Raw genomic sequence first — 22592 nt, forward strand, 5'->3', positions numbered from 1 at the left:
TGCCGCCGATGATAATCACCGGAAACCCCATCGGCCACAGCGCCTGCCGCATGGTCTGCAGCCGCTGCCGCCAGGTGGCCTTGGGCTCCGCGGGCACGTTGTTGCGCACCGCGTAGACATAGGCATAGGCGGAAAACAGCAGCAGGATCAGCAGGCCGGGACCGATGCCTGCAATGAACAGCTCCGCAATCGAGGTGCTGGAGACCACCCCATAGATGATCATCCCGATGGAGGGCGGGATCAGAAAGGCGATGTCGCTGGCGTTCACAATCAGCGCCAGCACAAAGCTGTCCTTGTAGCCCGCCTGCAGCATCCGCGGCCTGAGCGGCGCGCCAATCGCAACAACCGTCGCCTGGGTCGAGCCGGACACCGCACCGAACATGGTGCAGGCAGCCGCGGTGGAAATCGCCAGCCCGCCGCGGATATGGCCTATATAGGCCATCACCACATTGATCAGCCGCCCGGCCGACTGGCCGCGGGTCATGATGTCGGCGGCAAAGATGAACATCGGCACCGCAATCAGCGAGGCGGGCCGGATACCCGCCATCATCTGCTGCACCATGGTCTCGGTCCGGGCCAGATCGCCGAACAGCATCAGAAAGCCGATGAAGGCGCCGGCAATCAGCGGGATCATCATCGGAAAGCCCAGCAGCAGCAGGACAATCATGGTCAGGAAAATCGTGGCAGCCATGGGTCCCTCCTCAAAACCCGGTTTCTTCCGCGGCCTCGTACCCCTCCTGCACATGGGTCGAGAGGTAGATGCCGGAAGAGGTCAGGTTGCGCACCGCCGTCAGCAGGTACTGGGCGCCGGTCATGAAGAACCCCGCAGGCACCCAGACCAGAATGACCCAGACCGGGATCTGCAGCGCCGGCAGCACCCGCCCGCGCGCGGCCTGCGACCCGATGTATTTCACCGCGTAAAAGCACAGCAGGAACATGAAGCCCGCGGTGATAACGGAAATCACCACCACCATCACCTTGCGCAGATGCGGCGGCAGCAGGTCATAGACCGCCGACATGCGGATGTGGCGGGCGTTGCGCGCGGCATAGCTGATGCCGGCAAAGGTGATCAGGATGATCAGGATCCGGTTCAGCTCCTCGGTAAAGAAGATGGAATGCCCCAGCACGAACCGCCCCACCACATTGGCCACGGTATTCCCCGCCATCAGCAGGACACCCGCCGCCAGCAGAAACGACTCGGCGCGGCTGATGATGGTGTCCAGCGTGCCCAGCAAGCCGGGCAGGGCGGTGGCATGTGCCTGCTGCATTCCTTCCTCCCAAGGTCTGCGCACCGCTGAGCAGGCAGTGCCTGCTCAGCAGCGATTGCGGGAAAGCCTCAGTTGGCAGTTGCCGCCAGGTCTGCCTTCAGCTGCGCCAGAATGGCCGCGCCGCTGTCCCCGGTCATCTCAATGAACTTGGCCTCAACCTCGGCGGCCGCTTCCCTGAAGCAGCTGCGCTGCTCCTCGCTCAGCACCGTCACCTGCATCTCAGGCTTGGCCTCCAGGATCTTGGCCAGTTCGGTCTCCGCCGCCTGCTGCTGGTAAACCACCGTGTGGTCATAAGCCGCCCTGGCCGCGTTCTGGACGACCTGCTGCTCTTCCGCGCTGAGGCCGTCGTAGAAATCCTTGTTGGCCATCACCGCGGTGGTGAAATTGTTGTGGCCGGCATAGGTGATGTAATCGGTGACCTCATAGATCTTGGTCGAATAGAGGAAGAACGTCGGGTTCTCCTGCCCCTGGATCACATTGGTCTGCAGCCCGCCATAGACCTCGCCCCAGGGCAGCGGTGTCGGGGTGGCGCCAAAGGCCTTGTAGCTTTCTACCAGCAGGGGGTTGGTCATCACCCGGAACTTCACCTCGTCCAGGTCGGCACAGCTGGTCACCGGCGTCTTGGTGGTCATCGCCACTTCACCCTCGGGGAACATGTTCAAGAGCTCCAGCCCCTGATCGGCATAAAGCGGCTTGAACATCTCGTTGATCGCCTTGCTGCCGCGGTAGAAACGCGCCAGATGCGCCTGATCGGTGGGCAGCAGGTAGGGGACAAAGAACACCTGCGCCTCCGGGATCAGCGAGCCGGTAAAGCCCGGCGACTGGTCCACGAACTGCAGGATGCCGTCCTGGGCCTGTTCCATGATGTCGGCGGATTCGCCCAGCGTGCCATAGGGGAACAGCTGGATCTCATGATCCGAGTTCGCCTCGATCTCTGCCTTGAATTTCTGCGCATAGACGCCCTGCACATCGGTCATCGCCTCCTCGAAGGCATAGCGCCAGGTGTCCGCCTGCGCCGCACCGGCAGCCAATGCAATCCCCGCCGCCGCAACCGCTCCAAAGGTGAATGTGATGGATTGAGCCATGATTTCCTCCCAAGTCTTATCCGTGCCTGAGCACCGCTGCGCCAGACTTGGGAAATATTGTACTGCATGTCAATTTTTTTATTGACGCATGACAATTCTAATAGGTGAAGGGCGCAACCCCTTCCGGCGGCCGGCTGAGCATGCCGGCGATCAGCTCCAGCGCCTGCCGGAACCGGTCCGGGTCCTGGATACTGCCAAGCGAGACCCGCACCGCGTTCTGCGTTGGCGTCTTGGGGGTGAGGAAGGGGGCATCCGGCGCCACCGCCACTTTCAGCTCCCGGGCATAGGAGACAAAACTGGCGGTGCTCCAGCCCTCGGTCAGCGGCAGCCAGAGGTGCAGGGCAGAAGGATGGCCGCGCCACGGGTGGTCCTGCAGCACTTCTGCCGCAATACCATAACGCGCCGCCAGCGCCCGGTGCAGCCACTGCGCCAGTTCCGCAGCGGTGCCGTCCAGCACCCAGCGGGTGGCCAGCTCGCACATCAGCGGTGTCGCCATCCAGCCGAACACAACCAGACGCCCGGTCAAGGCCGGCAGCAAATGCTCCGGCGCGGCCATATAGCCCGCACGCAGGCCGGAGATGGTGCATTTGGTAAAGGTGGTGAGGTAGATCGACCGCTCCGGCGCCAGCGCCGACACCGGCACCGGGCGGTCTTCGGCAACCGGCCCGAAAGCATCGTTCTCGATGATGTGCAAATCGTGCTTGCGGGCAAGGCCAACCAATTCGCGGCGGCGCTCCTCCGGCATCATTCCCGCGGTGGAATTGGCCAAAGACGGAAGCAAAAACAGAACTTTGGCAGAATACTCGCGGCAATGGCGGTCCAGGGCCTCCGGCAGAATGCCGTCGGCATCCGTCTCCAGGCCGGCAAGGTTCAAACCCAGGTAAGAGCAGCCTGAAACCAGCAGATGATGCGTGATCCTGTCGGACACCACCGTGTCGCCCGGCCGGGTCAGCGCCGACAGGGCCGCGGACATTCCATGGCTGACTCCATTGGTCATGATGATCCGCTCCGCCGGCACCTCCAGCCCGCAAAGCTGCAGCCAGCGGCAGCCGGCAGCGCGGTGGGCGTCATGGCCGACATTGGGGCGGCAGGACAGGTAATAGCTCGGGTCCAGCCCCTCGGGCAGATCTTTCAGCGCCTGCTGGAACCGCTCTGCATGCTGATGCGAAATCACCGGGCGCGAGATTGACAGATCGAAATCCCCGCTCTTGTCAGAGCTCAGCCGGAACGGCTGGTCATTGGGCTTGTCAGGGTCCAGCACATAGCTGCCGCGCCCCACCTGGCCATCGATCAATCGCTGCCGCCGCAGGCTTTCGTAGGCCTTGCTGACGGTGTGAACGCTCAACTTCAGCTCTTCCGCCATTTTCCGGTGCGTCGGCAGCTGCGCCCCCTTGGGCAGCCTGCCGTCAGAGATGGCTTTCGCAATGGCCTGGGCAAGGCTGGAATGCAAAGGGGAGGTCAGGGTGGAGGGATCAGGAAGCCATATTGTCATGCGACAATTCTATAATTGAAGGAGTTCTGTTTGCAATGAAATTGCCGTGCCGGCTTCCGGCCCGGTGCCTGCGCCGGCGGGACAATGGTCTCTGGGACCGCGTGCCATGTGCTATACTTGTTCCGGGCACCGCAAGACCCGGCCCCCAAGGAGAAACAGACGATGTAAATGGAGGTTTGCCATGACCATTTCCGAAACCGCAGCACCTGCAGGGGTTCACGTAGCCGGGGACCTCGGGTGGCAGGATCTGCGCAGGGCGATTGCAGCAGGCTGGGCCGATTTCAAATCCATGCCCGCCTACGGGCTGTTCTTTGCCTGTTTCTACATGCTGGGCGGGATTGCGCTCTATTTCGGAATGATCGCCAACGGGCAGCTCGTCTGGTTCATCGCCGCTGCCGCAGGCTTTCCGCTGTTTGCGCCCTTTGCGGCCATCGGGATCTATGAGGTCAGCCGCCGCCGCGAGGCCAAGGAAGACGTCGGCTGGCGGGCCGTCCTGGGGGCGCTGCGCGGCCGGGGCAATGGCCAGCTCTCGGCCATGGCAGTGATGGTGCTCATCGTTTTCGGCTTCTGGGTGGTTCTGGCCCGCGGCATCTTTGCCATCTTCTTCGCTCAATCGGGGATCGGGCAGGAAACCGCCGGCATGCTGCTGTCTGCCCAGGGGCTGGCCATGCTGGCCGTCGGAACCCTTGTCGGCGGGATGATGGCACTGGCCTTGTTTTCCGTCACCGTTGTCAGCCTGCCGATGCTGCTTGACCGGGACGTGGATTTCGTCACCGCGATGATCGCCAGCCTCGAAGCGGTGCGCCAGAACCGCAATACGATGATGACCTGGGCGGCGCTGATCGCCGTGGTGCTGTTCGTGTCGATGCTTCCGGTCTTTCTCGGGCTTCTGATCGCGCTGCCGGTTCTGGGGCATTCAACCTGGCATCTGTACCGGCGCGCGGTGCCCGCAAACGGCTGAACCAAGGCGCCCCCAAGGCCGATCTCACTGCGCAGGCCGCATGGTCGCGACCAGCTCGGCTGCTTTCAGGCCGAACTTGCGCATCTCGGATTTGTTGAGGATGACACCGCTCTCCGTCAGATACATCCAGTCGGTGGCCTGCAGCACATGGCCGCCTGCGCTTTCTGGCAGCCTGATCGTATAGTTGAGCTGAACCGTGGCACCGGACACAACACCCTGCGCCTCTCCCACCAGATCATCGGCAGTGGCGGTAAACGTATTGTCCGGGCCAAGCGTCAGATACCATTTCCGGCTTTGGGTCACGCCGTTGGAATAGGTGAACTCCTCGGACAACGTGCCGGTGCCGCCCTCCCATTCCCCCACCATCCTGGCGGTGAAGCTGTTGGCCATCTTGCCATTGGGGCCAAAAATCAGCCCCTCGGACAGGATTTCGCCTGACAGATGCCTGGTCAGGACAAACTCAGGGCCTGTCCCCGCATAATCATCCGGCGACTGGAACCGGAAGCTCAGCAGATAGGTTTTTGCAATCATCGCAACAAGCGCGATCAGCAGCAGCGCGGTAAGCAGTTTCATGGCGCGGGTCTCTCCGATGGAAGCGTCAGGGCAAAGGCAAAAGCAGCGGATTTCAGGACACAGGGCAGCACCGCATAGGCCAGAGTCAGGGCCGTCAGCGCCTGCGCAGTGTTCGAACCGCCCGGGCGGAAGCCCTGCTGTTCCAGCAACGGCAGCGCCAGGGCGGCGGCCAGCGCCAGCGCCAGCTTGCCGGCAAAGGACCAGATACCGAATGCAGCAGCAGCGTTGAGGCCTGCCTTGGTCAGGGCGATGCTGAACATGGCCGGCAGCAGCACCATGTCGGCCCCAAGTGCTGCCCCGGAGGCCGCGCAGATCAGCGCAAACCCCGCCAGGCTGCCAGGGTCCAGACAGGCCGCACCGGCAAAGCTGGCAATCGCCAGCGGCATCGCTATCAGCAGGGTTTGCTTGGGGCTGGTCCGCTGGCTAAGGCGGGTCCACAGCGGCACGCTGAGGCCCGCGCAGAGGAAGAACAGCACCAGCAGCCCGCCTGCATATTCCGCCAGTTCCAGCCGGTCGCCGGCAAAGAACAGGAACAAGGTAGAGGTCAGCGCAACCGGCAGGCTGTTGAGCACCGCCAGGATCAGCAGCCGGATGGCCCCGGCGTTCGCCAGCGACCGGACGGACAGGCGCTGCCCCGCGCGCACTGGCCGGGTCCAGATCGGGCGGGTCAGCACCGCGGTCAGCAGCGCAAACAGGCCCAGGGCCAGACCAAAGGCGCCATAGCCCTGGCCCGCCGCCCCCAAAGCCGCCAAAGCGGCAGGGGCGACGGCAGCGAAAATGACACCGGCCAGCAAACCGGCCTCGCGAAAGGCCGCCAGGGTCAGCAGCTCGCGGGGGGCGGGCTGTCTGGCCAGCGTGGCGCTGCGGCCATACAGCAGGATCATGCCCAGGCTATAGGCAGTGAACAGGACGACCAGCACCAGAACCAGCCGGACCGCAGCCTGCGGCCCAGGGGCCAGCGAGAACAGCAGGGGAAACCCGGCCGCCAGCCCGCCGGCCGCCAGCATGGCAAGGCTGAACTGCGCCCCGGGCCAACGGTCGGCCAGCCAGCCGATCAGCGGATCCTGAACCAGATCGGCCAGGCGGATACCCAGCAGGATGGCGCCAAGCGTGCCCAGCCCGATGCCCAGTTCCACCGACGCAAACTGCGGCAGGTGGATGTACAGCGGGATACCCGCCGAGGCGAGCATCATCGCATAAAGACTGACCCGCGTGTAAAGCATCGTCACCCCAGCAGGCCGTGCGTGAAACGGGCCGAACGGGAGTTTTCGCCCAGGAAGATCGACATGAAATGCCGTTTGATGCCCGGGTGCCGCAGACTGCAGGTCTTGCGGCCGTTGCGCAGAAAATCGACCTGGTCCTCCCCCTTGCTGACGGCCAGGTAGCGGTCGCCGGGAGCAACGCTTTGAAAACAGGCGGCCAGCTTGGCCTCCGGCGGCGCCGGATTGCCCATGCGGCGCATCTCGCGCAGGGTTGCGCTGGTCAGATCCGCCTGGCTGATCCGGCGCTGATAGGTCAGTTCGATGCCGAATTCCTGCGACCAGTCCAGCGGTGCCGCGCCCTTGGTGAACAGCCGGGCCTGATAGACCGGCAAACCCAGCAGGCGGAAGGCCGCGGCGCCGCGCTCCTTGGCCCCCGGCAGCAGGGTTTGCAGCTGGCCGGCGGCCCCGGCCGCAGGCAGCGCCAGCAGGCACAGAATGGCAAACGGCCTAAGCATGGGCCAGCTCCACCTGCACCACATTGGTGTGGCCAATGGCAAAGGACGCGGCGCAGATTTCCAGGTAGTACTGCCAGTTGCGGAAAAAAGCCTCGCCATAGCCCAGATCCATGATGCGGCGTTTCTGATCCGCAAGGCGCTGCGCCCAGATGCGGCAGGTCTTGCCGTAATCCTGGCCAAAGGCAAAGCTGTCCCGCACGTGCAGCCCGGCGGCGCCCGCCTGCCGCGCGATCACCTGATCGGACAGCAGCATACCGCCCGGGAACACATACTGGCGGATATAGTCCGAAGACCTGCGGTAAGTCTGGAAGAAATCATCGCGCACCGTGATCGCCTGCAACAGCACCCGTCCGCCCTCGGCCAGATTGCTTTTGAGCTTGGCAAAATAGTCCGGCCAATACCGTTCGCCCACCGCTTCGATCATCTCGATCGAGACGATGTTCTCGAACTTGCCCTCGATGTCGCGGTAATCGCGCAGTTGGATGTCGGCGCGCCCGTCCAGGCGGCTTTCCGCATAGCTGTGCTGGTTGCGCGAGATGGTGACGCCGGTCACCTCGCGGCCCTCGGCGCTGGCCTGTTCGGCAAAACCGCCCCAGCCGCAGCCGATCTCCAGCACCCGCTCCCCGTCCCCAAGGCGGGACAGAATACGGTCGTTCTTGCGGGCCTGCGCCTTGGCCAGGTCGCCGCAGCCCGGGCTGAACAGGCCGGAAGAATAGGTCATGCCCTCATCCAGCCAAAGCTGATAGAACTCATTGCCCACATCGTAATGGGCGCGGATGTTCTTGCGGGCGCCGCGCTTGGAGTTTGCCCGCAGCAGGGTGTCGACAATGCGGAACTTTGCCCGGTTCAGCGGGCTGGCCTGATCATAGCTGCCGAGGTGGTCGCGGTTCTGCATGGCAAGCCGCATCAGCCCTTCGACCGACGGCGTGTCCCACAACCCCTGCACATAAGCCTCGCCCAGGCCGACCTGCCCATGCGCCGCCATGGCAGAGACCGCGGCCCAATCATGAATTTGCATTTCTGCCTCTGGCCCCCGGCCGCCGAATTCATAGCGCGCGCCGTCCGGCGTGCGCAGGGTCAGCCGCCCCTCACGCAGACGCGCGCAAGCTGAGAGGAATTCCGTCTGCAGGGCTTTGTCCGTGAATGCCATGATCTGTTCCTTTGACCGGGTATGCGCTGGGTGAATTCATCATGCGGACAATCCGCATGGCGCTGGCGATGCCGTCTTCGTGAAAGCCGTGCCGGTTATAGGCGCCGGCAAACCAGGTGCGGTTCTGCCCCTGCATGTCCCGGATCTGCCGCTGCGCCCGCAGCGCGGCCCGGTCAAAGACCGGATGGGCAAATTCCACCAGGTCATAGATCTTGCCCGGCGCAATCGGGCGGGAGGGGTTCAGCGTCACAAACAACGGATCGCTTTCGGGAATGTTCTGCAAACGGTTCATCCAGTAGGTGACCCCGACGCCGCCCTCCTGGCTGCGGTAGGCCCAGCTGGACCAGCAGGTGCGCCGCCGGGGCATCTGCCCCTCGTCGCAATGCAGCACCGCCGTGTTCGGCTGGTAGCGGATCGCGCCAAGCGCAGCGGCCTCGGCAGGGGTTGCACCGCTGCCCAGAATGGCCAGCGCCTGATCCGAATGGCAGGCAAAGATCACCTCGTCAAAGGCGCCCGGCGCCTGCCCCTCCATATGCAGCGTAACCCCCGCGCCATCGCGGACGGCCTTGCGGACGGGCGTGCCGGTCCGGATCCTGCAGCCGCGGGCAATCAGTGCGGCCTCCAGGCGGCGGACATATTCGATGCTGCCGCCCCTGACCGTCCACCACTGATGCTTGCCGGTGCCCGCCAGCAACGCGTGGTTGCGGAAGAACTGCACCAGCGATTTCGCCGGAAACGCATCCACATCCGAGACCGGCGTCGACCAGATCGCCCCGCACATCGGCATCAGGTAGTTGTTGCGGAACCACTTGCCCAGGCCCAGCTCATCCACCAGTTCGCCAATGGTTTTCTCGTCGTCGCCCGCTGCCGCTTCGGCTTGTCTGCCGAACCGGATGATGTCGGCAATCATCTTGTGGAACTGCGGACGGATCAGGTTGCTCTTTTGCGCGGTAAGCATGCGCAGGCTGTTCAGCCCGTATTCCAGCCGGCCATCGTCTATGCTGGCGCAAAAGCTCATCTCGCTTTTCATCACCGGCACATCCAGCTCGCGGAACAGCCGGGTCAGATAGGGATAGGTCGCATAGTTGAAGACGATAAATCCGGTATCGACTGGCTGGTCACCGTTCCTGCCCGCCAGCACCGTGCGGGCATGGCCGCCAAGCCGCGGGGCGGCCTCATACAGGGTGACGTCATGTTTCACAGACAGGTAATAGGCCGCGGACAGGCCGGAAATGCCGCCGCCGATGATCGCGATTTTGCTGCGTGGTCCCTGTGTCTGATCCAGCATAGGCCGTTTTCCCTCCGTTTCATTTGAAGGTGCTACGGCAGGGGAGGGGGCTCGGATCACTCCCGCCGGAAAAAAATCCTGTTTGAAAAAAGAGACCCGCAGAGTGATCCGGATAACCGGCACGCACGTAGAAGGAGCATGATAGAACATATTGCAGCCCAGACCCATCATGCCCGGCGGGGCGGTTTGAAGAATGCCTTCCGCTACGGCGTCGATTACATTCTGACCGATATGACCGAAGACGGCCCGCCGCTGCTGTCGCGCAACCGGTTCAATCTGTTTTCCATCCATGACCGCCACCACGGCGGCCCGCGCGGCGCGGGCAGCGGCGTTGCCTGGTTCCGCGGTCAGCTGCAGCAGCGCGGCTTTCCGCTGGAGGGCGCGCAACTGCTGCTGCTGGCCCAGCCCAGTTTTCTGTGGTTCCACTTCACCCCGGTGAGCTTCTGGATCGCCGTCAGGGACGGCACGCCAAGGGCCTTCATCGCCGAGGTGAACAACACCTTCGGCCACCGCCATTGCTACTTTGCGGCGCATCCGGATTTCCGGCCGATCCGCCGGGACGAGGTGATCGGCGCCGAAAAGCTGATGCATGTGTCGCCGTTTCAGCAGGTCGCCGGCCGCTACCAGTTCAATTTCGGGATGACCGACCGCCTCTTCAGCATCCGGATTTCCTACACGAACGGCGACCAGGGCGTGCTGGCAACCCTGAACGGGCTGCGCCGCCCGGCCACCGCGGCCTCCTTGGCCGGCGCCGCCCTGCGCCGTCCCCTGGGCGCGCTGCGGGTGCTGGCGCTGATCTACTGGCAGGCGCTGAAGCTCTGGGCCAAGCGGGCCCCGTTTCTCAGGAAGCCCGCGCCGCCGGAACCGCTGGTGTCCGACAGTTCCACCTATTCGGGAGGCGGCGCATGAACTGTTTTCGCGGCAAGACCGTCTGGCTGGTGGGCGCAAGCCACGGATTGGGGCGCGAGATCGCCCGGCAGCTGGACCGGGAAGGCATCCGGCTGGTCCTGTCGGGACGCTCGGGCGAAGAGCTGAAGGAGCTGGCGGGAGAGCTGGCCTGGGCACAGCCGGTGCCGATGGATGTGACAGACCCGGACTCGGTCGCGCTCGCGGCGCAGCTCGCGGGTCCCGTGGATTCGATTATCTACAACGCCGGCGACTATGAGCCGATGCACACCCGGGACTGGAACACCGAAGCCGCCCTGAAGATGAGCGAGGTGAACTACCACGGCGCCCTCAGGGTGCTGGGGCAGGTGGTGCCGGACTTCGTCAAATCCGGCCGCGGCGAAATCACCCTGATCGGATCGCTGGCCGGATACCGCGGCTTGCCCGCCGCCATCGGCTATGGCGCCAGCAAGGCGGCGCTGATCAGCCTCGCCGAAACCATGCGGCATGACCTGAAAGGCACCGGGATAACGGTCCGCATCATCAACCCGGGTTTCATCAAGACCCGGCTGACGGACAAGAACAAGTTTACCATGCCGCAGATGATGACCCCGGAAAAGGCGGCCCGCCGTGTTGTAGCGGCGCTGAAATCGCGCCGCTTCCGGACAGATTTTCCGCGCCCGTTTTCCTGGATGATCAAGCTCTTGAACCTGCTGCCCGACTGGCTGGTCTACCGCGGCCGCTAAGGCCGCTTCAGATCCTGAACAGCGGCTGCAGCAGGCGCGGCACCAGCGCATTGAACCGCAACGGCGCATCTGTCGCCGCAAGGCAGATGCAGGGCCCGCCGGCATCCGCCACGGGCGTATGCTCCAGATCTTCATCGCCAATCTCGACATCACCGGCGCCATACCGCCCGGTCTCGTCGCTGAAGCTGCCCTGCAGCACCAGCGTCAGCTCCAGGCCGTTGTGGCTGTGATCCGGCACCGCCTGGCCTGCGGGAATATACAGCAGCCGCACCGAACCGCCGTCGCCCTCGAACAGGATGTTCTGCCTGACGCCCATGCCCAGAGGCCGCCAGCGCGGGGCACCGCCCTTCAGGGCCTCCATCACCGGGCCGGGGTAAATGCCCTTGGCGTCATAGACCGGCTCCGGCACCGCGGGTTCATCCAGCATCGCCATGACGCTGGCCTTCATCCCGGGCGACAGCTCCGCGCCCGCAGCGGTTTCCAGCAACGCACCGCCAGCGCTTTGATGCGCGCCAAGCGCAGCCTGGCAGTCGCGGCAATAAGACAGATGGCTGGCCACCACCATGGCAAAGGCATGCGGCAGGCTGCCCGCCGCATAGGCGGCAATCATCGGGTCGGGGATATGATGGGTGATTGCAGGCATATCAGCGCAATCCTTTTAGTTCTTTGCGCAGCCGCCCCAATCCAAGGCGGATACGCGACTTCACGGTACCAAGCGGCAGGCCGGTCTGGCTGCTGATCTCCTGATGGGTCAGCTCGCCGATATAGGCCTTCTCGATCATCTCTTTCTGGTCCGGCTGCAACTGCTGGATCGCCAGCTTCAGCTGTTCGGCTTCCTGCTCCAGCCCCAGGATCTGGCTGGCATCCGGTTCCAGCCCGGGATCTTCGCCCAGCTCATCCGGAACCGGGCGGTGTTCCTTCCGGACAATGTCGATATGGCGGTTGCGGGCAATCTGATAGATCCAGGCCGAGGCCTGCGCCTTATGCGGGTCAAACTGCGCCGCCTTGCGCCAAATGGTGAGCATCACGTCCTGCACGATTTCCTCAGCCAGCGCAGAACCGGCGCCGGAGCGCATGACAAAGCCCTTCAACCGTGGCGCCAGATGGTCGAACAGCGCGCCAAAAGCCGCCCGGTCGCGCTGGTCGCGGACCGCAAGCAGCCAGATCGTCAGCTGAGAAAAGGCCTTGCCGTTTGACACTGCTGCTGCGCCCCTTGGGGATGCCCCGTGCAGAATGTGCCTGCCGGGCGGTCTGTCCAGATTTACTGTCACCATAAACCGGATACGGCGGCATAAGGAACTTGGATCATACCGGGCAGCAAAATTTCTTTCTGCACGCCCGCTCCAGGCCCCGCCCCAACACCCGTAATCAACATTATGGTAATTTATTCACCTCCACACCCCGCCAGCCGCCGCGCAGCGCAAAGGAGGCGCGGCCCGCCCAAGGTTGACAAACCGGCCTGCCAGCCATACTTAGACGGTAACAACACCCCCCAGGCGACCGGCCGAAAGACCGGGCTCAATACCGGGGGGTTACTTTTTTCCTGGGACTGGCGCATCAGTTTGCAGTTCACCAAACAGCCCACAGACATTGATCAGCAGCTGCAGCTTCTCATCAGCCGGGGCATGGATACCGGCGATGCCGCCGCGGCCCGCAAATGGCTCGAAACCGTCGGCTACTACCGGCTCAGCGCCTATTGGCTGCCGTTTGAGAAACCCGCGGCCAATGGGGCCGCCCGCAGCAAACGCTTTGAACCCGGAACCACGCTCGACGCGGTCACAGAGCTTTACGCCTTTGACCGCAGGCTGCGGGTCATCGTCCTTGAAGCCATTGAACGGGTCGAGGTGCATGTGCGCTCCCGCTGGACCTACCGCATGTCGCATGCGCACGGCCCGCACGCTCATCTGGATCACCGCCTGTTCTCAGGCGGCCTGAACCATGCCGAGCAGCTTGTCCGCCTGGCCCGCTCCGTTGAAAAATCCGAAGAAACCTTTGTTGTGCACTACAAACGCAAGTACTCGGAACCCTATTCGCCGCCGCTGTGGGCCGCCACCGAACTGATGACCCTCGGGGAATTGTCCAAGTGGTTTCAAGCCACCAAGGACAATTCCATCAAATCCCAGGTCGGTCGCGATCTGGGCCTGCCAACCAAGGAAATCGTCGAAGGCGTCCTGCAGGTACTGTCCTATGTGCGCAACATCTGCGCCCATCACGGGCGGCTGTGGAACCGGCGCACAGTCAAGCGTTTGCCCAAAATCAAACGCTACAAGGACGACCTCGTGCTGCTAAGGGAAGACGGACAGGCGCAAATCGACAACCGGCTGTACAATGTCCTGGTGGTCCTGCTGTATCTGATGGACCGGCAGGAAACGGACAGCACCCTGCGCAGCCGCCTGCGCGAGCTGGTCGAAAACCAATCCGCCGCCAACCAGGCCGCAATGGGGTTTCCCGCCGATTGGCAGGCACGGCCGGTCTGGTCGCGTTAAGCCGGAGTTGCTTTCGCCATTCCGGCAGGCGCGCCCTACCCGTTCAGCGCAATGGTCTTGGCGCTGTCCCACGACAGCCACACCGGTCCCTGTTCCGGCAGCCCCTGCAAGTCCTGGTCGCGGCCAATGACTTTCAGGCTTTCGCCCTGCCAGTCCAGGATGCAGGTGCCCATGGCGCCGCCAAAGACCTGCTGCACCAGCTTGGCCTGCAGCCGGTTCGCCGCCTCCGGCTCCTGCAGCGAGATCTGGATATTTTCAGGCCGCACCGCTGCCGTGGGGCTGCTGCAACCTGCGATCAAGGCACCATCCGCCAGCCGCAGCCCGCCCGCCTCCGGCGTGCCGGTGAACAGGTTCGCCTCCCCCAGAAACCGCGCGGTAAAGGCATCCTGCGGATCGTCGTAGACCGCGCGCGGCGGCCCATGGCGCACCAGCCGCCCGTCCTTCAGAATGCCGATCCGGTCCGACAGGGTCAGCGCCTCTTCCTGATCGTGGGTGACAAAGATGGTGGTGATGCCGATCTCGCGCTGGATCCGCTTCAGCTCAATCTGCATGTCGACCCGCAGCGCCTTGTCCAGCGCCGACAGCGGTTCGTCCAGCAGCAGCACCCGCGGCTGGGTCACGATCGCCCGCGCCATCGCCACCCGCTGCCGCTGGCCGCCCGACAGCTGGTGCGGCTTGCGTGCGCCCAAGTGCCCCAGCTGCACCAGCTCCAGCGCCTCCGCCACCCGGCGGGCGCGGTCAGCGCCCGAAACCCTGCGCACCTCCAGGCCAAAGCCCACATTCTCAGCCACCGTCATATTCGGAAACAGCGCATAGTTCTGGAATACCATACCGATCTCGCGCTTCTCCACCGGCACATTCTCCACCGGATCGCCGCCGATGATCACCCGGCCCGTATCCGGCGCCACAAAACCGGCAATCGCCCGCAGCAGCGTGGTCTTGCCGCTGCCCGATGGCCCCAGCAGCCCAAAGAACCCGCCGTCAGGAAAGGTCAGCGACACATCATCCAGCGCCCGCGCGGGCCCGTAGGTCTTGACCAGATGCTCTACCCGGACTTCGCCCATTACTGTTCGCCTCCGAAATTTGAATAGCGCGCGGCCAGCAGCATGATGCCCATCGAGACCGCGATGATGATGGTGGAGACCGCGTTGATCTCCGGTGTGAACCCCTTGCGGATCGAGGTGTAAATCAGCACCGGCAGGGTGCTGTCGCCCGGCTCCGACAGGAAGTAGGAGACCACGAACTGGTCAAAGCTGACGGCAAAGGCAAACAGCCCGCCCGCAATGATCCCCGGCAGGATCCAGGGAACAGTCACGGCCATGGTCACCTTCCAGGCACTGGCGCCCAGCGACCGCGCTGCTTCTTCCAGGGTCCGGTCGAATGTCGCCAGCCGCGCGGTGACCACGACAATCACGTAAGGCAGCGCCAGCGCCGCATGGCCGATGATCACCGCCGGCGTGCCGCGGTCCAGCCCGATGCCGAAAAAGAAGATCAGCATAGCGGTGCCGGTGATCAGCCAGGGGATTGCAATCGGCGGGAACAGCAGCAGCTGCAGCACCGTCTTGCCGGGAAACTCATATCGGAACAGCGCAATCGACGCCGCAGTGCCCAGTGAGGTGGCTATCACCGTCACCACCACCGCAATCCAGACCGACCGCCAGGCTGCCTCCAGAATCTCGTCATTCTTCCACAGCCGCTCGTACCACTCGGTCGAGAAGCTGAACGGCAGCTGATAGAATTCCGAGGCGTTGAACGACATCGCCGCCATCACCAGGATCGGCGCGTAAAGGAAAAACAGGATCAGTCCCAGATAGGCCTTTCCCAGATGGGCCAGCAAGCGGTTGCTCATGTCCGCGCCCTCCGCAAGACAGGGCTGAAGGCGCCCAGGATCACCAGCACCACGGCCAGCAGGATAAAGGACAGCGCCGCACCCAAGGGCCAGTTGAACACCGCCACAAACTGATCCTCGATCACCGTGCCGTAGTAGGTGCCGCGCCGCCCGCCGAGCAAACGCGGCTCCATGAAAGAGCCCACAACGGGCACAAAGATCAGCACTGCGCCGGCCAGGATGCCAGGTGCGGCCAGCGGCAGGATCAGCCGCGTCAGGATGGTCCGCCGCTTGGCGCCCAGCGACCGCGCCGCCTCGATCAGGCTGTCGTCAATCGCCTGCAGCGCCAGGTAGGAGGTCAGGATCACATACGGCAGATAGGAATGCACCAGCCCGATCACGATGGCGGTGGGGCTGAACATCAGGTTGATGCGCACGTCCCAGGGCAGCACCGCATTGGCGGCAAAATCCAAGACCCCGTTGCCGCGCAAAACAATCGCCCAGGAGAATATCCGCACCAGCGAATTGGACCAGAACGGCAGGATGACCAGCAGGAACAGCGCCTCGCGCGAGCGGCCCTTGATCACCTTGGCCAGCACATAGGCGCAAGGAAAGCCGATCAGCACCGAAATCCCCGTCACCATTAGCCCCAGCTTCAGCGACTTCCACAACAGCGTCGCATAGGTGCTGGTCTGAAAGAACTCCTGGTAATTCTCCAGCGTCCCATGCCATTCGCGCTCCCCAAAAGGCACGTCGGACAGAAAGCTGAAGAACACCATTGCCGACAGCGGCAGGAACACCGCCACCGTGAGCCACAGATACGCCGGGGAAAGGAGCGTGAACGCCCGTATCCGGTCCCGTCTAGCAGATAAGCTGCTCATCTCATTTCCCTTGGGGTCTTGGCATATTGAAAACAGTCTGTCTGAAACCCCGGGCCGCCTACGGCCCGGCTCGCGCCCGTCCCCGCCCCCCAGGGCGGGCGCGAACCTGTTGTTGCGGCAATCATCAGCGGCATGCAGCCTTGCTTTCAGATAGCTTTGGCCCGCCCTACTGCGCCGCCTTCAGCTCTTGCCAGAGCTTCAGGTAGGCCTCTCGGTTCTCTTCCGACACCGGCCGCATGAACTGCACCTTGGCCACGGTGGCCGGGTCGCCCAGAACGGTGCGGTTAAAACTGGTCTCAGGCAAAGCCGCCGCCGCCTTGGCGTTGGAGGTGGCCGGCGCGCCCTCAGCGTCCCATTTCACATAGAACTCCGGATCGACCATCCAGTCGATGAACGCATGCGCGGCCTCCTTGTGGGTGGAGCTTGCCGGGACCGAGAGCCCGTCCAGCCAGCCGATGGCGCCCTCATCCGCCACCACAAAGGTGATCGGAAGCCCCTTGGAAATCGACCGCGAGGCCGAACCCGACCAATAGGTCGCGACGGCAAAATCGCCCGCTGCCATGAACTGGTTCCAGTCGTTTTCCGACCCCCAGAACGTGGTGATCTGCGGCAGCAGTTCGGTCAGCTTCGCCTTCACCGCATCCATATCCTGGATGTCGTTGATGTTCTGGCCGGTCGCCATCGCGGCAAACTGCACCGCCTCCAGCCCGTCGTCGCGGATCGACACCCGGCCCTTCAGCTCCGGATCCCACAGGACCGACAGCGAAGTGGGCGCGTCGGGGAACTCGCCCGCATTCACCGCCAGCGAGGTCAGCCCCCAGGTCCAGGGCACCCCATGCAGCGCGCCGCCGGGGTTCAGATCCTCATTGCCCGTAAGGTTCGGGTCCAGATCACCAAAATTCGAAATCAGCGTCGCATCAACCGGCCCGATCAGCCCCTCTTCCTGCGCCTGCGCGGTATAGGCCGCGTTGATCAGCACCACGTCATAAGCGCCCGGATTGGTGCGCAGCTTGGTCAGCATCTCCTGTTCCGAGGTGAAATACTCATGCACCACGGTATGGCCGGTGGCCTCGGTAAAGGCCTCCAGCGACCAGTCCAGGTCGGTGCCGTAGCCTTGCCAGTTCAGCACCCGGATTTCATCGGCCAGCGCTCCCTGGGCAGCCAGGGCAAGCACCGATGCGGCGAGCAGTTTCTTCATGATATCCTCCCAGATATGTGTGTGGTGTGTCAGGCCGGGGCCTCTGCGCGCTCCAGCACGGCTAAAACCTCGTCCCATGCCGGAGCCGCCGAGGGCCCGCGTCTGGTTGTTGAAAGCGCCGCGCTGATATTGGCCGCCCGCGCGGCCTCCGCCGCAGCCCAGCCCTGCGCCATCAGCGCAATGAACGTGCCGGTATGGGCATCCCCTGCCCCGTTGGTGTCCACGGCCGTGACCTTGTGGCCCGGAAGGTGCGAAACATGCCCGTCCGGCAGCGCCAGCCAACAGCCTTCTGCCCCCGCCCGCACCAGCGCGCCGCCCTTGCGGCCCTTTGCCAGTTTGCAAGCGGCCTCCGCCGGGGCCGAGAGGCCGGTCAGCACCCGCGCCTCCTCAGCATTGGCCGTCACCCAGGCCGCAGCACCCAAAGCCGCCGAAACGGCCTCCACCGGAAGTTCCGCCACCAGCGGGCAAGGGTCAAACACCAGATCAAGCCCGCACCCGGCCTGCGCCTGCAGCCAGCGCGTCAGCGCGCCGCAGCTGCCCTTGTAGTGCAGCGCATAGCCCGACAGCAGCAGCCAGTCCCCTGCCCCGGGGGTGATCCGCGCCAGGTCCGCATCCGTCACAACCCCGTCCGCCCCGGATGAGGCAATGAAACTGCGCTCGCCGTCGCGGTCGATCAGCACCGTGCAGCAGCCCTGGTCCTGGCCTTCCAGCCGCGGGTGCAGATTGCCGATGCCCTCATCTTTCAACGCCGCCTCGGCAATCCCGGCAAACGCCCCGCTGCCCATCGTGCCGCCGTAATCCACATTCAGCCCGGCCCGGCGCGCCGCCACCATCGCATTGAACCCGCCGCCCGCAGCAATGGCGCTGCCGTGCACCACCGCCTCGGTTCCGGGCGCCGGCACCGCGTCAACGGAATAGATCATGTCGATGATCACCCCGGACAGCTGGATCAGCCGCGCGCTCATCCCGCAGCCCTCCGCGCGCGCAGCTCCAGCAGTCCGCGTGCCACCGGTTCCAACTGCAGCCCGTTGGCCTCTGCCACCTGCGCCAGCTTCTCTGCCGGAAAGGCGCTTATCCCGGCACAGGCCCCCGCCATGGCGCAGGCAATGGCGCCGATGGTGTCGGTGTCATCGCCGAAATTCGCCGCCAGCAGTGCCGCCTGCCAGGGATCGCCCTGCGCCAGCCGCACAATGCCGAAGGCCGCTGCCACCAACTCCCGGCTGGCCACCGAGTTGCCCGCCACCCGCAGCAGTGCCTCTTCGCCGCCGCTGTCTGCGGCCTCAACTGCGCGGGCTATCCGCCCGGCCATGTCCTCTTCGCCCACCGGATAGCCCCGGGTGCTGCCGATCCGGGCCGTCTCCAGCGCCGCGGGCAAAGCCGCCTCGAAATCCGCGCCGTCAATGCCGCAGCTCACCGCCATCGCCACCGCCGAGGCCGCCGCAATGGCCTCGCGCGTGGCATGGGTCACCCGGCAGGCCTCGGCCACTTTGTCCACCAGCGCCTCCGCATCCTGCGGCGGGCAGGCAATCCCCACCGGCGCAATCCGCATCGCCGCGCCATTGGTGGTGCCGCCCTTGCCGGTCTCGCTGGCCGGCGTGCCTGCCAAGAGCGCGTCCAGCGCCGCCTTCGACGACGGGCCCAAGAGGTCGCGCAACCCCCGCGCCCGCACATCCGCCTCCCAGTCCAACAGCGCCCGCGCCCAAAGCTCGTCTTCGAACGTATCCGGGTTGAACAACAGCAAATCTGCAAGCAACAGCGTCTGCTCGGTATCATCCGTCACCTGCGCCGCCCGCAGCCCGTGCGACACAGGGTGATCCGGGAAAGGATCCGCAAAATCCGTGATCCGCCCGTAGGCCGCCCGGATCTGCGCCCGCGGCAGGGTCTGGGCCGGCATGCCCATGGCATCCCCCAGGGCCACCCCGGCCAGCGCCCCAAGCGCCCGATCGAACCGCTCCGTCAAAACGAAATCCTCAAGCCAAAGCGGTCCGGGTCGAGGATGCTTTCCACGAACTCCAGCACGCTGCCGTCCTCGCAGCGGGTCACCCGCTGCAGCCGCAGCATCGGCGCGCCGGCCGGGCGCTCCATGATCGCTGCGTCCACCGCCTCCAGCGCCGGGATCACCCCGGCAGTTTCTTCGCCGCTGGCCGCCGCCAGGCCCTGCCCCGCCAGCGTTTCATTCAAAGAGCCGTCCTGCAGCCCCTGCTCCAGCACCGCCTCAAATCCCTCGCGCCACGGCAGCCGGCTGCGCTCCAGCGAAATGCCCTGCCCCGCCGCGCCGCAAAACCGCAGACGGTCCAGGCACAGATACTCCTGCCCCTCCCCCAGTGCCGCATCCGCCCGGACGCAGCCATCCCTGCGCAGCGACAACAGCCGCGTCGACACATCGCCGCCGCCCTCGGACAGCGCCACGGTCCAGCCCTGGCTGCTGTCGATCGTCGCCCCGTCATAGGTCACAAAGGACCCGATCCCGGTGCGGGTGGTGATCAGCCCCTGGCGCGACAGTTTCTCCAGCCCGCGCCGCACCGTGTTGCGGCTGACCGAGAACCGACGCATCAGCGCCCCTTCGCTCTCCAGCTGGTCGCCATGGCCAACCCGCCCCTCGCGGATCTCGCGCTCGATGGTCTGCGCCACCTGTTCAGATTTTGGGAGTCCGACGTGTTTCACTGGCTTGCGAGTCATAGTACCTGTTCCTACCTGTACCTTTTGATATTCGTGCTGTTCTGTCAAGAGCCCGCACACGCAGGTGCCGGAACCGCTTGCAGCACCTATAGCAAAAACAGCGCTGGAGGGGCCCCGGCGCTGTTCAATTTCCCAACTATTGTTGCAGGTTAGCAGGCCGCAGGCCTCACCGCGCCTGTGCCGCCAGAAACGCTGAAACCCGCGCCAGCCCCTGCTTCAGAACCTCCGGCCCATTGGCATAGCCGATGCGCACATAGCCCTCCATGCCCAGAACCGACCCCGGCGTGAACATCACCCCTGTCTCTTGCAACAGCGCCACACAGAACTCCCGCGAGTTCATCGGCAGATTGAATTTCAACAGCGCCGTGGTGCCGGACCGCGGCTTCACCCAGGAAATCCGCGGCTCCTGTTCCACCCACGCTTCCAGGATTGCCAGGTTGCCGCGGGTGATCCGCTGGCTGCGCGCCAGCACAGCCTCCCGGTTCTCCAGTGCCAGCGCTGCAAAGTGATCGTCGATCATCCCCACCGAGATGGTGTCGTAATCGCGGTGAATGGATACCGCCTCGATCACCTCCCTAGGCCCGGCAATCCACCCCAGCCGCAGCCCGGCCAGCGCGTACGCCTTGGACATGCCCGCAGTGGAAATCCCCTTCTCATAGAGATCCGCGATTGAGGCGGTCATCCCGTCCCCCTCCTGATCGGTGCCGCGGTAAACCTCGTCGCACAGGATCCACGCCCCGGCCTCACGGGCAATGGCGGCGATCTCCTCCAGCATCGCTTGGTCCATCAGCGCCCCGGTCGGGTTGTTGGGGTTGTTGATCGCAATCAGCCTGGTCTCCGGCGTCACCAGCGCCCGCAGCTCCTCCAGGTCGGGCAGAAACCCGTTCTCCGCGCGCAGGCGCAGCGGGTGCACATCCGCGCCGATGCTGGCCGGGATCGAGTAATGCTGCTGATAGGTTGGCACCACCGCCACCACGCGGTCGCCGCGCGCGACCAGCGCCTTATGCACCAGCATATTGGCGCCGATGGTGCCATGGGTGACGATCACATTTTCCGGGCTCTGCCCCTTGTACAGAGCCGAAATCGCATTGCGCAGCCGGTCCGAGCCCTCAATGGCGCCATAGGTCATTTTCATCGCCAACAGCTCGGACAGATCGGCGGAGTTTCTCCCCGCCAGTTGCAGCAGCTCGTCAATAGTCAGGCTCTCGACACAGGTCTCGGCGAGGTTCCATTCGCATTTGGTCTCCCACTCGTTCATCCAGATCTCGACGCCAAAGGGTTCGATATGCATGGCTCTCTCCTGTCTCTCAAGCGCTTGCGGCGCGGTAGATGGCATTGGCGATGGCAATGTCTTCCAGCCCCAAACCAATCGAGCGGAAGAACACCGGCCGCCCAGGCTCCGGCCCCTCACAGGTTCCGGCGGCCAGCCCCGCCAGATCGCCGCGGAGCTGATCCGCGCTCCAGCCGTGATCCCGCGCCGCCAGCACCATCTCACCGGCGCTTGCCGGCGTGGTCTCACGGTAGTCGCAATAAACCTGCGCCGAAGCCAGGAAGCTGGGCGCGATCTCATGCGCCTCAGCCGCATTGGTACTGATCGAGGTGACCAGCGCCCCCGGCGCCAGTGCCGCGGTGTCCAGAACCGGCGTGCCTGACGACGTGCACAACATCACCACATCCGCCTCCCGTGCTGCCTCTTCCGCACTGGCAGCAAAGACAGCCTCAGGACAAATTCCGCGCCAGGCGGCCTGCTTGTCCGCATCGGCGCCCAGCCCCGGCGAATAGACCCGCACCTCCTGCCAGCCGCGCAGGCCCTGCACATACCGCCAATGCGCCTGCGCCACGGCGCCGGAGCCGATGACAGCCACCGTCCTGGCGCCTTTCCCGGCCAGCAGCTCCACCGCCAGCGCCGTTGTGGCCGCCGTCCGCTCGGTGGTCAGCCGCCCGGCATCGCACAGCATCAGCGGCTGCCCTGTCTCCATCGACATCAGCACCGTCCAGGCGGTGATCACCGGCCCGCCCTCGCGTACCAGATAGGGTGAGAGCTTCGCACCAAACGAACCGCCCCCGGCCCCCAGATAAGTGATGAAATCCCCCTGCCCTTCGGGAAACAGCGTCAAGGTCTGCGCCGGCTGCACCGCCTCGCCGCGGCCCAGGCCGGCAAACAGCGCCCGCATTTCCTGCAGCACATCGACCTGCGGCAGCAGCCGCGCCACGGCCGCGCCGTCCAAAACAATCGGGGGAGTCGTCATTGGCAAATTCCTTCTTTGCCCGAAGGGTAGCGGCCCCCCTGCCCCGCCACCATCATCCCCAAGGATGATGCACGCCACCCCGCCGCGTGTTATGGCAGGCAGACCG

At 64.6% G+C, this 22592-nt stretch carries 24 protein-coding genes; 4 read left to right on the forward strand and 20 right to left on the reverse strand.

Going from position 1 to position 22592, the window contains the following annotated elements:
* The 4 genes from ACXAEH_RS22015 to ehuR all read right to left on the reverse strand — a co-directional run.
* Positions 1-691: TRAP transporter large permease subunit (locus tag ACXAEH_RS22015; RefSeq protein ID WP_475036150.1), on the reverse strand; the 691-nt coding region annotated here is incomplete at its 3' end.
* Positions 692-701: 10 nt separating this feature from the next.
* Positions 702-1268 carry a TRAP transporter small permease gene (locus ACXAEH_RS22020; protein ID WP_475036151.1) on the reverse strand — a complete coding sequence of 189 codons (567 nt, stop codon included), beginning with the start codon at positions 1266-1268 and terminating at the stop codon, positions 702-704.
* Positions 1269-1336: 68 nt separating this feature from the next.
* Positions 1337-2353, reverse strand: coding sequence for a TRAP transporter substrate-binding protein (locus tag ACXAEH_RS22025; protein WP_475036153.1), 1017 nt, complete (start codon positions 2351-2353; stop codon positions 1337-1339).
* A gap of 97 nt (positions 2354-2450) precedes the next feature.
* Complete coding sequence (gene ehuR / locus ACXAEH_RS22030; protein WP_475036155.1) at positions 2451-3845, reverse strand: MocR-like ectoine utilization transcription factor EhuR; 1395 nt, start codon at positions 3843-3845, stop codon at positions 2451-2453.
* Between the two features lie 181 nt (positions 3846-4026).
* Here ehuR and ACXAEH_RS22035 point away from each other — a divergent pair, with 181 nt between their 5' ends.
* Positions 4027-4806, forward strand: coding sequence for a DUF2189 domain-containing protein (locus tag ACXAEH_RS22035; RefSeq protein ID WP_475036157.1), 780 nt, complete (start codon positions 4027-4029; stop codon positions 4804-4806).
* Between the two features lie 24 nt (positions 4807-4830).
* On the opposite strand, the gene ACXAEH_RS22040 is transcribed toward ACXAEH_RS22035, so the two are convergent.
* The 5 genes from ACXAEH_RS22040 to ACXAEH_RS22060 are packed head-to-tail and all read right to left on the reverse strand — an operon-like array spanning position 4831 to position 9534.
* The gene (locus ACXAEH_RS22040) at positions 4831-5379 is read right to left on the reverse strand and encodes a DUF3833 domain-containing protein (RefSeq protein ID WP_475036158.1); all 549 of its coding nucleotides are present in this window, start codon (positions 5377-5379) and stop codon (positions 4831-4833) included.
* On the reverse strand, positions 5376-6602 hold the full coding sequence (locus tag ACXAEH_RS22045; protein WP_475036301.1) for an MFS transporter: 1227 nt from the start codon (positions 6600-6602) through the stop codon (positions 5376-5378). Before ACXAEH_RS22045 ends, ACXAEH_RS22040 begins: the two co-directional genes overlap by 4 nt.
* A 2-nt stretch (positions 6603-6604) precedes the next feature.
* Positions 6605-7096, reverse strand: a complete 492-nt coding sequence (locus ACXAEH_RS22050; protein WP_475036160.1) for a hypothetical protein — start codon at positions 7094-7096, stop codon at positions 6605-6607.
* Positions 7089-8246 (reverse strand): class I SAM-dependent methyltransferase, encoded by a 1158-nt coding sequence (locus ACXAEH_RS22055; protein ID WP_475036161.1) that lies wholly within the window; start codon positions 8244-8246, stop codon positions 7089-7091. Before ACXAEH_RS22055 ends, ACXAEH_RS22050 begins: the two co-directional genes overlap by 8 nt.
* On the reverse strand, positions 8185-9534 hold the full coding sequence (locus ACXAEH_RS22060) for an NAD(P)/FAD-dependent oxidoreductase (RefSeq protein ID WP_475036162.1): 1350 nt from the start codon (positions 9532-9534) through the stop codon (positions 8185-8187). Before ACXAEH_RS22060 ends, ACXAEH_RS22055 begins: the two co-directional genes overlap by 62 nt.
* Before the next feature lie 138 nt (positions 9535-9672).
* On the opposite strand from ACXAEH_RS22060, the gene ACXAEH_RS22065 reads away from it, so the two are divergent.
* Together ACXAEH_RS22065 and ACXAEH_RS22070 are read left to right on the forward strand one after the other, a co-directional pair.
* Positions 9673-10443, forward strand: a complete 771-nt coding sequence (locus ACXAEH_RS22065) for a DUF1365 domain-containing protein (RefSeq protein WP_475036164.1) — start codon at positions 9673-9675, stop codon at positions 10441-10443.
* Entirely contained in the window at positions 10440-11165 is a 726-nt protein-coding gene (locus ACXAEH_RS22070; protein WP_475036165.1) for an SDR family NAD(P)-dependent oxidoreductase, read from the forward strand. The genes ACXAEH_RS22065 and ACXAEH_RS22070 overlap by 4 nt, the downstream gene beginning before the upstream one ends.
* 7 nt (positions 11166-11172) lie before the next feature.
* Here ACXAEH_RS22070 and ACXAEH_RS22075 read toward each other — a convergent pair whose 3' ends face one another.
* Together ACXAEH_RS22075 and ACXAEH_RS22080 are read right to left on the reverse strand one after the other, a co-directional pair.
* Positions 11173-11808, reverse strand: coding sequence for a ChrR family anti-sigma-E factor (locus ACXAEH_RS22075; RefSeq protein WP_475036167.1), 636 nt, complete (start codon positions 11806-11808; stop codon positions 11173-11175).
* Between the two features lies 1 nt (position 11809).
* Positions 11810-12439 (reverse strand): sigma-70 family RNA polymerase sigma factor, encoded by a 630-nt coding sequence (locus ACXAEH_RS22080; RefSeq protein ID WP_475036169.1) that lies wholly within the window; start codon positions 12437-12439, stop codon positions 11810-11812.
* Between the two features lie 351 nt (positions 12440-12790).
* Between ACXAEH_RS22080 and ACXAEH_RS22085 the strand changes: the two genes are divergently transcribed.
* On the forward strand, positions 12791-13651 hold the full coding sequence (locus ACXAEH_RS22085) for an Abi family protein (RefSeq protein ID WP_475036171.1): 861 nt from the start codon (positions 12791-12793) through the stop codon (positions 13649-13651).
* A 35-nt stretch (positions 13652-13686) separates the two neighbouring features.
* On the opposite strand, the gene ACXAEH_RS22090 is transcribed toward ACXAEH_RS22085, so the two are convergent.
* The 9 genes from ACXAEH_RS22090 to ACXAEH_RS22130 form a co-directional block, all read right to left on the reverse strand.
* The gene (locus ACXAEH_RS22090; RefSeq protein ID WP_475036173.1) at positions 13687-14715 is read right to left on the reverse strand and encodes an ABC transporter ATP-binding protein; all 1029 of its coding nucleotides are present in this window, start codon (positions 14713-14715) and stop codon (positions 13687-13689) included.
* Positions 14715-15500, reverse strand: a complete 786-nt coding sequence (locus ACXAEH_RS22095; RefSeq protein WP_039123538.1) for an ABC transporter permease — start codon at positions 15498-15500, stop codon at positions 14715-14717. Before ACXAEH_RS22095 ends, ACXAEH_RS22090 begins: the two co-directional genes overlap by 1 nt.
* Entirely contained in the window at positions 15497-16360 is an 864-nt protein-coding gene (locus ACXAEH_RS22100) for an ABC transporter permease (RefSeq protein WP_475036174.1), read from the reverse strand. Before ACXAEH_RS22100 ends, ACXAEH_RS22095 begins: the two co-directional genes overlap by 4 nt.
* A gap of 166 nt (positions 16361-16526) precedes the next feature.
* Positions 16527-17558, reverse strand: a complete 1032-nt coding sequence (locus tag ACXAEH_RS22105) for an ABC transporter substrate-binding protein (protein WP_475036176.1) — start codon at positions 17556-17558, stop codon at positions 16527-16529.
* Between the two features lie 29 nt (positions 17559-17587).
* Positions 17588-18523, reverse strand: a complete 936-nt coding sequence (locus ACXAEH_RS22110) for a PfkB family carbohydrate kinase (protein WP_475036178.1) — start codon at positions 18521-18523, stop codon at positions 17588-17590.
* Positions 18520-19518: an ADP-ribosylglycohydrolase family protein gene (locus ACXAEH_RS22115; protein ID WP_475036180.1), complete on the reverse strand. Its 999-nt coding sequence runs from the start codon at positions 19516-19518 to the stop codon at positions 18520-18522. The genes ACXAEH_RS22110 and ACXAEH_RS22115 overlap by 4 nt, the downstream gene beginning before the upstream one ends.
* Positions 19515-20237: a GntR family transcriptional regulator gene (locus ACXAEH_RS22120; RefSeq protein ID WP_475036181.1), complete on the reverse strand. Its 723-nt coding sequence runs from the start codon at positions 20235-20237 to the stop codon at positions 19515-19517. The genes ACXAEH_RS22115 and ACXAEH_RS22120 overlap by 4 nt, the downstream gene beginning before the upstream one ends.
* A gap of 166 nt (positions 20238-20403) precedes the next feature.
* Positions 20404-21528 (reverse strand): aminotransferase, encoded by a 1125-nt coding sequence (locus ACXAEH_RS22125; RefSeq protein ID WP_475036183.1) that lies wholly within the window; start codon positions 21526-21528, stop codon positions 20404-20406.
* Between the two features lie 16 nt (positions 21529-21544).
* On the reverse strand, positions 21545-22486 hold the full coding sequence (locus ACXAEH_RS22130) for an ornithine cyclodeaminase family protein (protein ID WP_475036184.1): 942 nt from the start codon (positions 22484-22486) through the stop codon (positions 21545-21547).
* Positions 22487-22592: the final 106 nt, after the last annotated feature.

The organism is Leisingera sp. ABM4_060 (assembly GCF_056158765.1).

Bases quoted from the DNA above. Each gene is read 5' to 3' on its own strand.
- ACXAEH_RS22020 (WP_475036151.1), bottom strand. From the start codon at position 1,268: ATGCAGCAGGCACATGCCACCGCCCTGCCCGGCTTGCTGGGCACGCTG.
- ACXAEH_RS22025 (WP_475036153.1), bottom strand. From the start codon at position 2,353: ATGGCTCAATCCATCACATTCACCTTTGGAGCGGTTGCGGCGGCGGGG.
- ehuR (WP_475036155.1), bottom strand. From the start codon at position 3,845: ATGACAATATGGCTTCCTGATCCCTCCACCCTGACCTCCCCTTTGCAT.
- ACXAEH_RS22035 (WP_475036157.1), top strand. From the start codon at position 4,027: ATGACCATTTCCGAAACCGCAGCACCTGCAGGGGTTCACGTAGCCGGG.
- ACXAEH_RS22040 (WP_475036158.1), bottom strand. From the start codon at position 5,379: ATGAAACTGCTTACCGCGCTGCTGCTGATCGCGCTTGTTGCGATGATT.
- ACXAEH_RS22045 (WP_475036301.1), bottom strand. From the start codon at position 6,602: ATGCTTTACACGCGGGTCAGTCTTTATGCGATGATGCTCGCCTCGGCG.
- ACXAEH_RS22050 (WP_475036160.1), bottom strand. From the start codon at position 7,096: ATGCTTAGGCCGTTTGCCATTCTGTGCCTGCTGGCGCTGCCTGCGGCC.
- ACXAEH_RS22055 (WP_475036161.1), bottom strand. From the start codon at position 8,246: ATGGCATTCACGGACAAAGCCCTGCAGACGGAATTCCTCTCAGCTTGC.
- ACXAEH_RS22060 (WP_475036162.1), bottom strand. From the start codon at position 9,534: ATGCTGGATCAGACACAGGGACCACGCAGCAAAATCGCGATCATCGGC.
- ACXAEH_RS22065 (WP_475036164.1), top strand. From the start codon at position 9,673: ATGATAGAACATATTGCAGCCCAGACCCATCATGCCCGGCGGGGCGGT.
- ACXAEH_RS22070 (WP_475036165.1), top strand. From the start codon at position 10,440: ATGAACTGTTTTCGCGGCAAGACCGTCTGGCTGGTGGGCGCAAGCCAC.
- ACXAEH_RS22075 (WP_475036167.1), bottom strand. From the start codon at position 11,808: ATGCCTGCAATCACCCATCATATCCCCGACCCGATGATTGCCGCCTAT.
- ACXAEH_RS22080 (WP_475036169.1), bottom strand. From the start codon at position 12,439: ATGGTGACAGTAAATCTGGACAGACCGCCCGGCAGGCACATTCTGCAC.
- ACXAEH_RS22085 (WP_475036171.1), top strand. From the start codon at position 12,791: ATGGATACCGGCGATGCCGCCGCGGCCCGCAAATGGCTCGAAACCGTC.
- ACXAEH_RS22090 (WP_475036173.1), bottom strand. From the start codon at position 14,715: ATGGGCGAAGTCCGGGTAGAGCATCTGGTCAAGACCTACGGGCCCGCG.
- ACXAEH_RS22095 (WP_039123538.1), bottom strand. From the start codon at position 15,500: ATGAGCAACCGCTTGCTGGCCCATCTGGGAAAGGCCTATCTGGGACTG.
- ACXAEH_RS22100 (WP_475036174.1), bottom strand. From the start codon at position 16,360: ATGAGCAGCTTATCTGCTAGACGGGACCGGATACGGGCGTTCACGCTC.
- ACXAEH_RS22105 (WP_475036176.1), bottom strand. From the start codon at position 17,558: ATGAAGAAACTGCTCGCCGCATCGGTGCTTGCCCTGGCTGCCCAGGGA.
- ACXAEH_RS22110 (WP_475036178.1), bottom strand. From the start codon at position 18,523: ATGAGCGCGCGGCTGATCCAGCTGTCCGGGGTGATCATCGACATGATC.
- ACXAEH_RS22120 (WP_475036181.1), bottom strand. From the start codon at position 20,237: ATGACTCGCAAGCCAGTGAAACACGTCGGACTCCCAAAATCTGAACAG.
- ACXAEH_RS22125 (WP_475036183.1), bottom strand. From the start codon at position 21,528: ATGCATATCGAACCCTTTGGCGTCGAGATCTGGATGAACGAGTGGGAG.
- ACXAEH_RS22130 (WP_475036184.1), bottom strand. From the start codon at position 22,486: ATGACGACTCCCCCGATTGTTTTGGACGGCGCGGCCGTGGCGCGGCTG.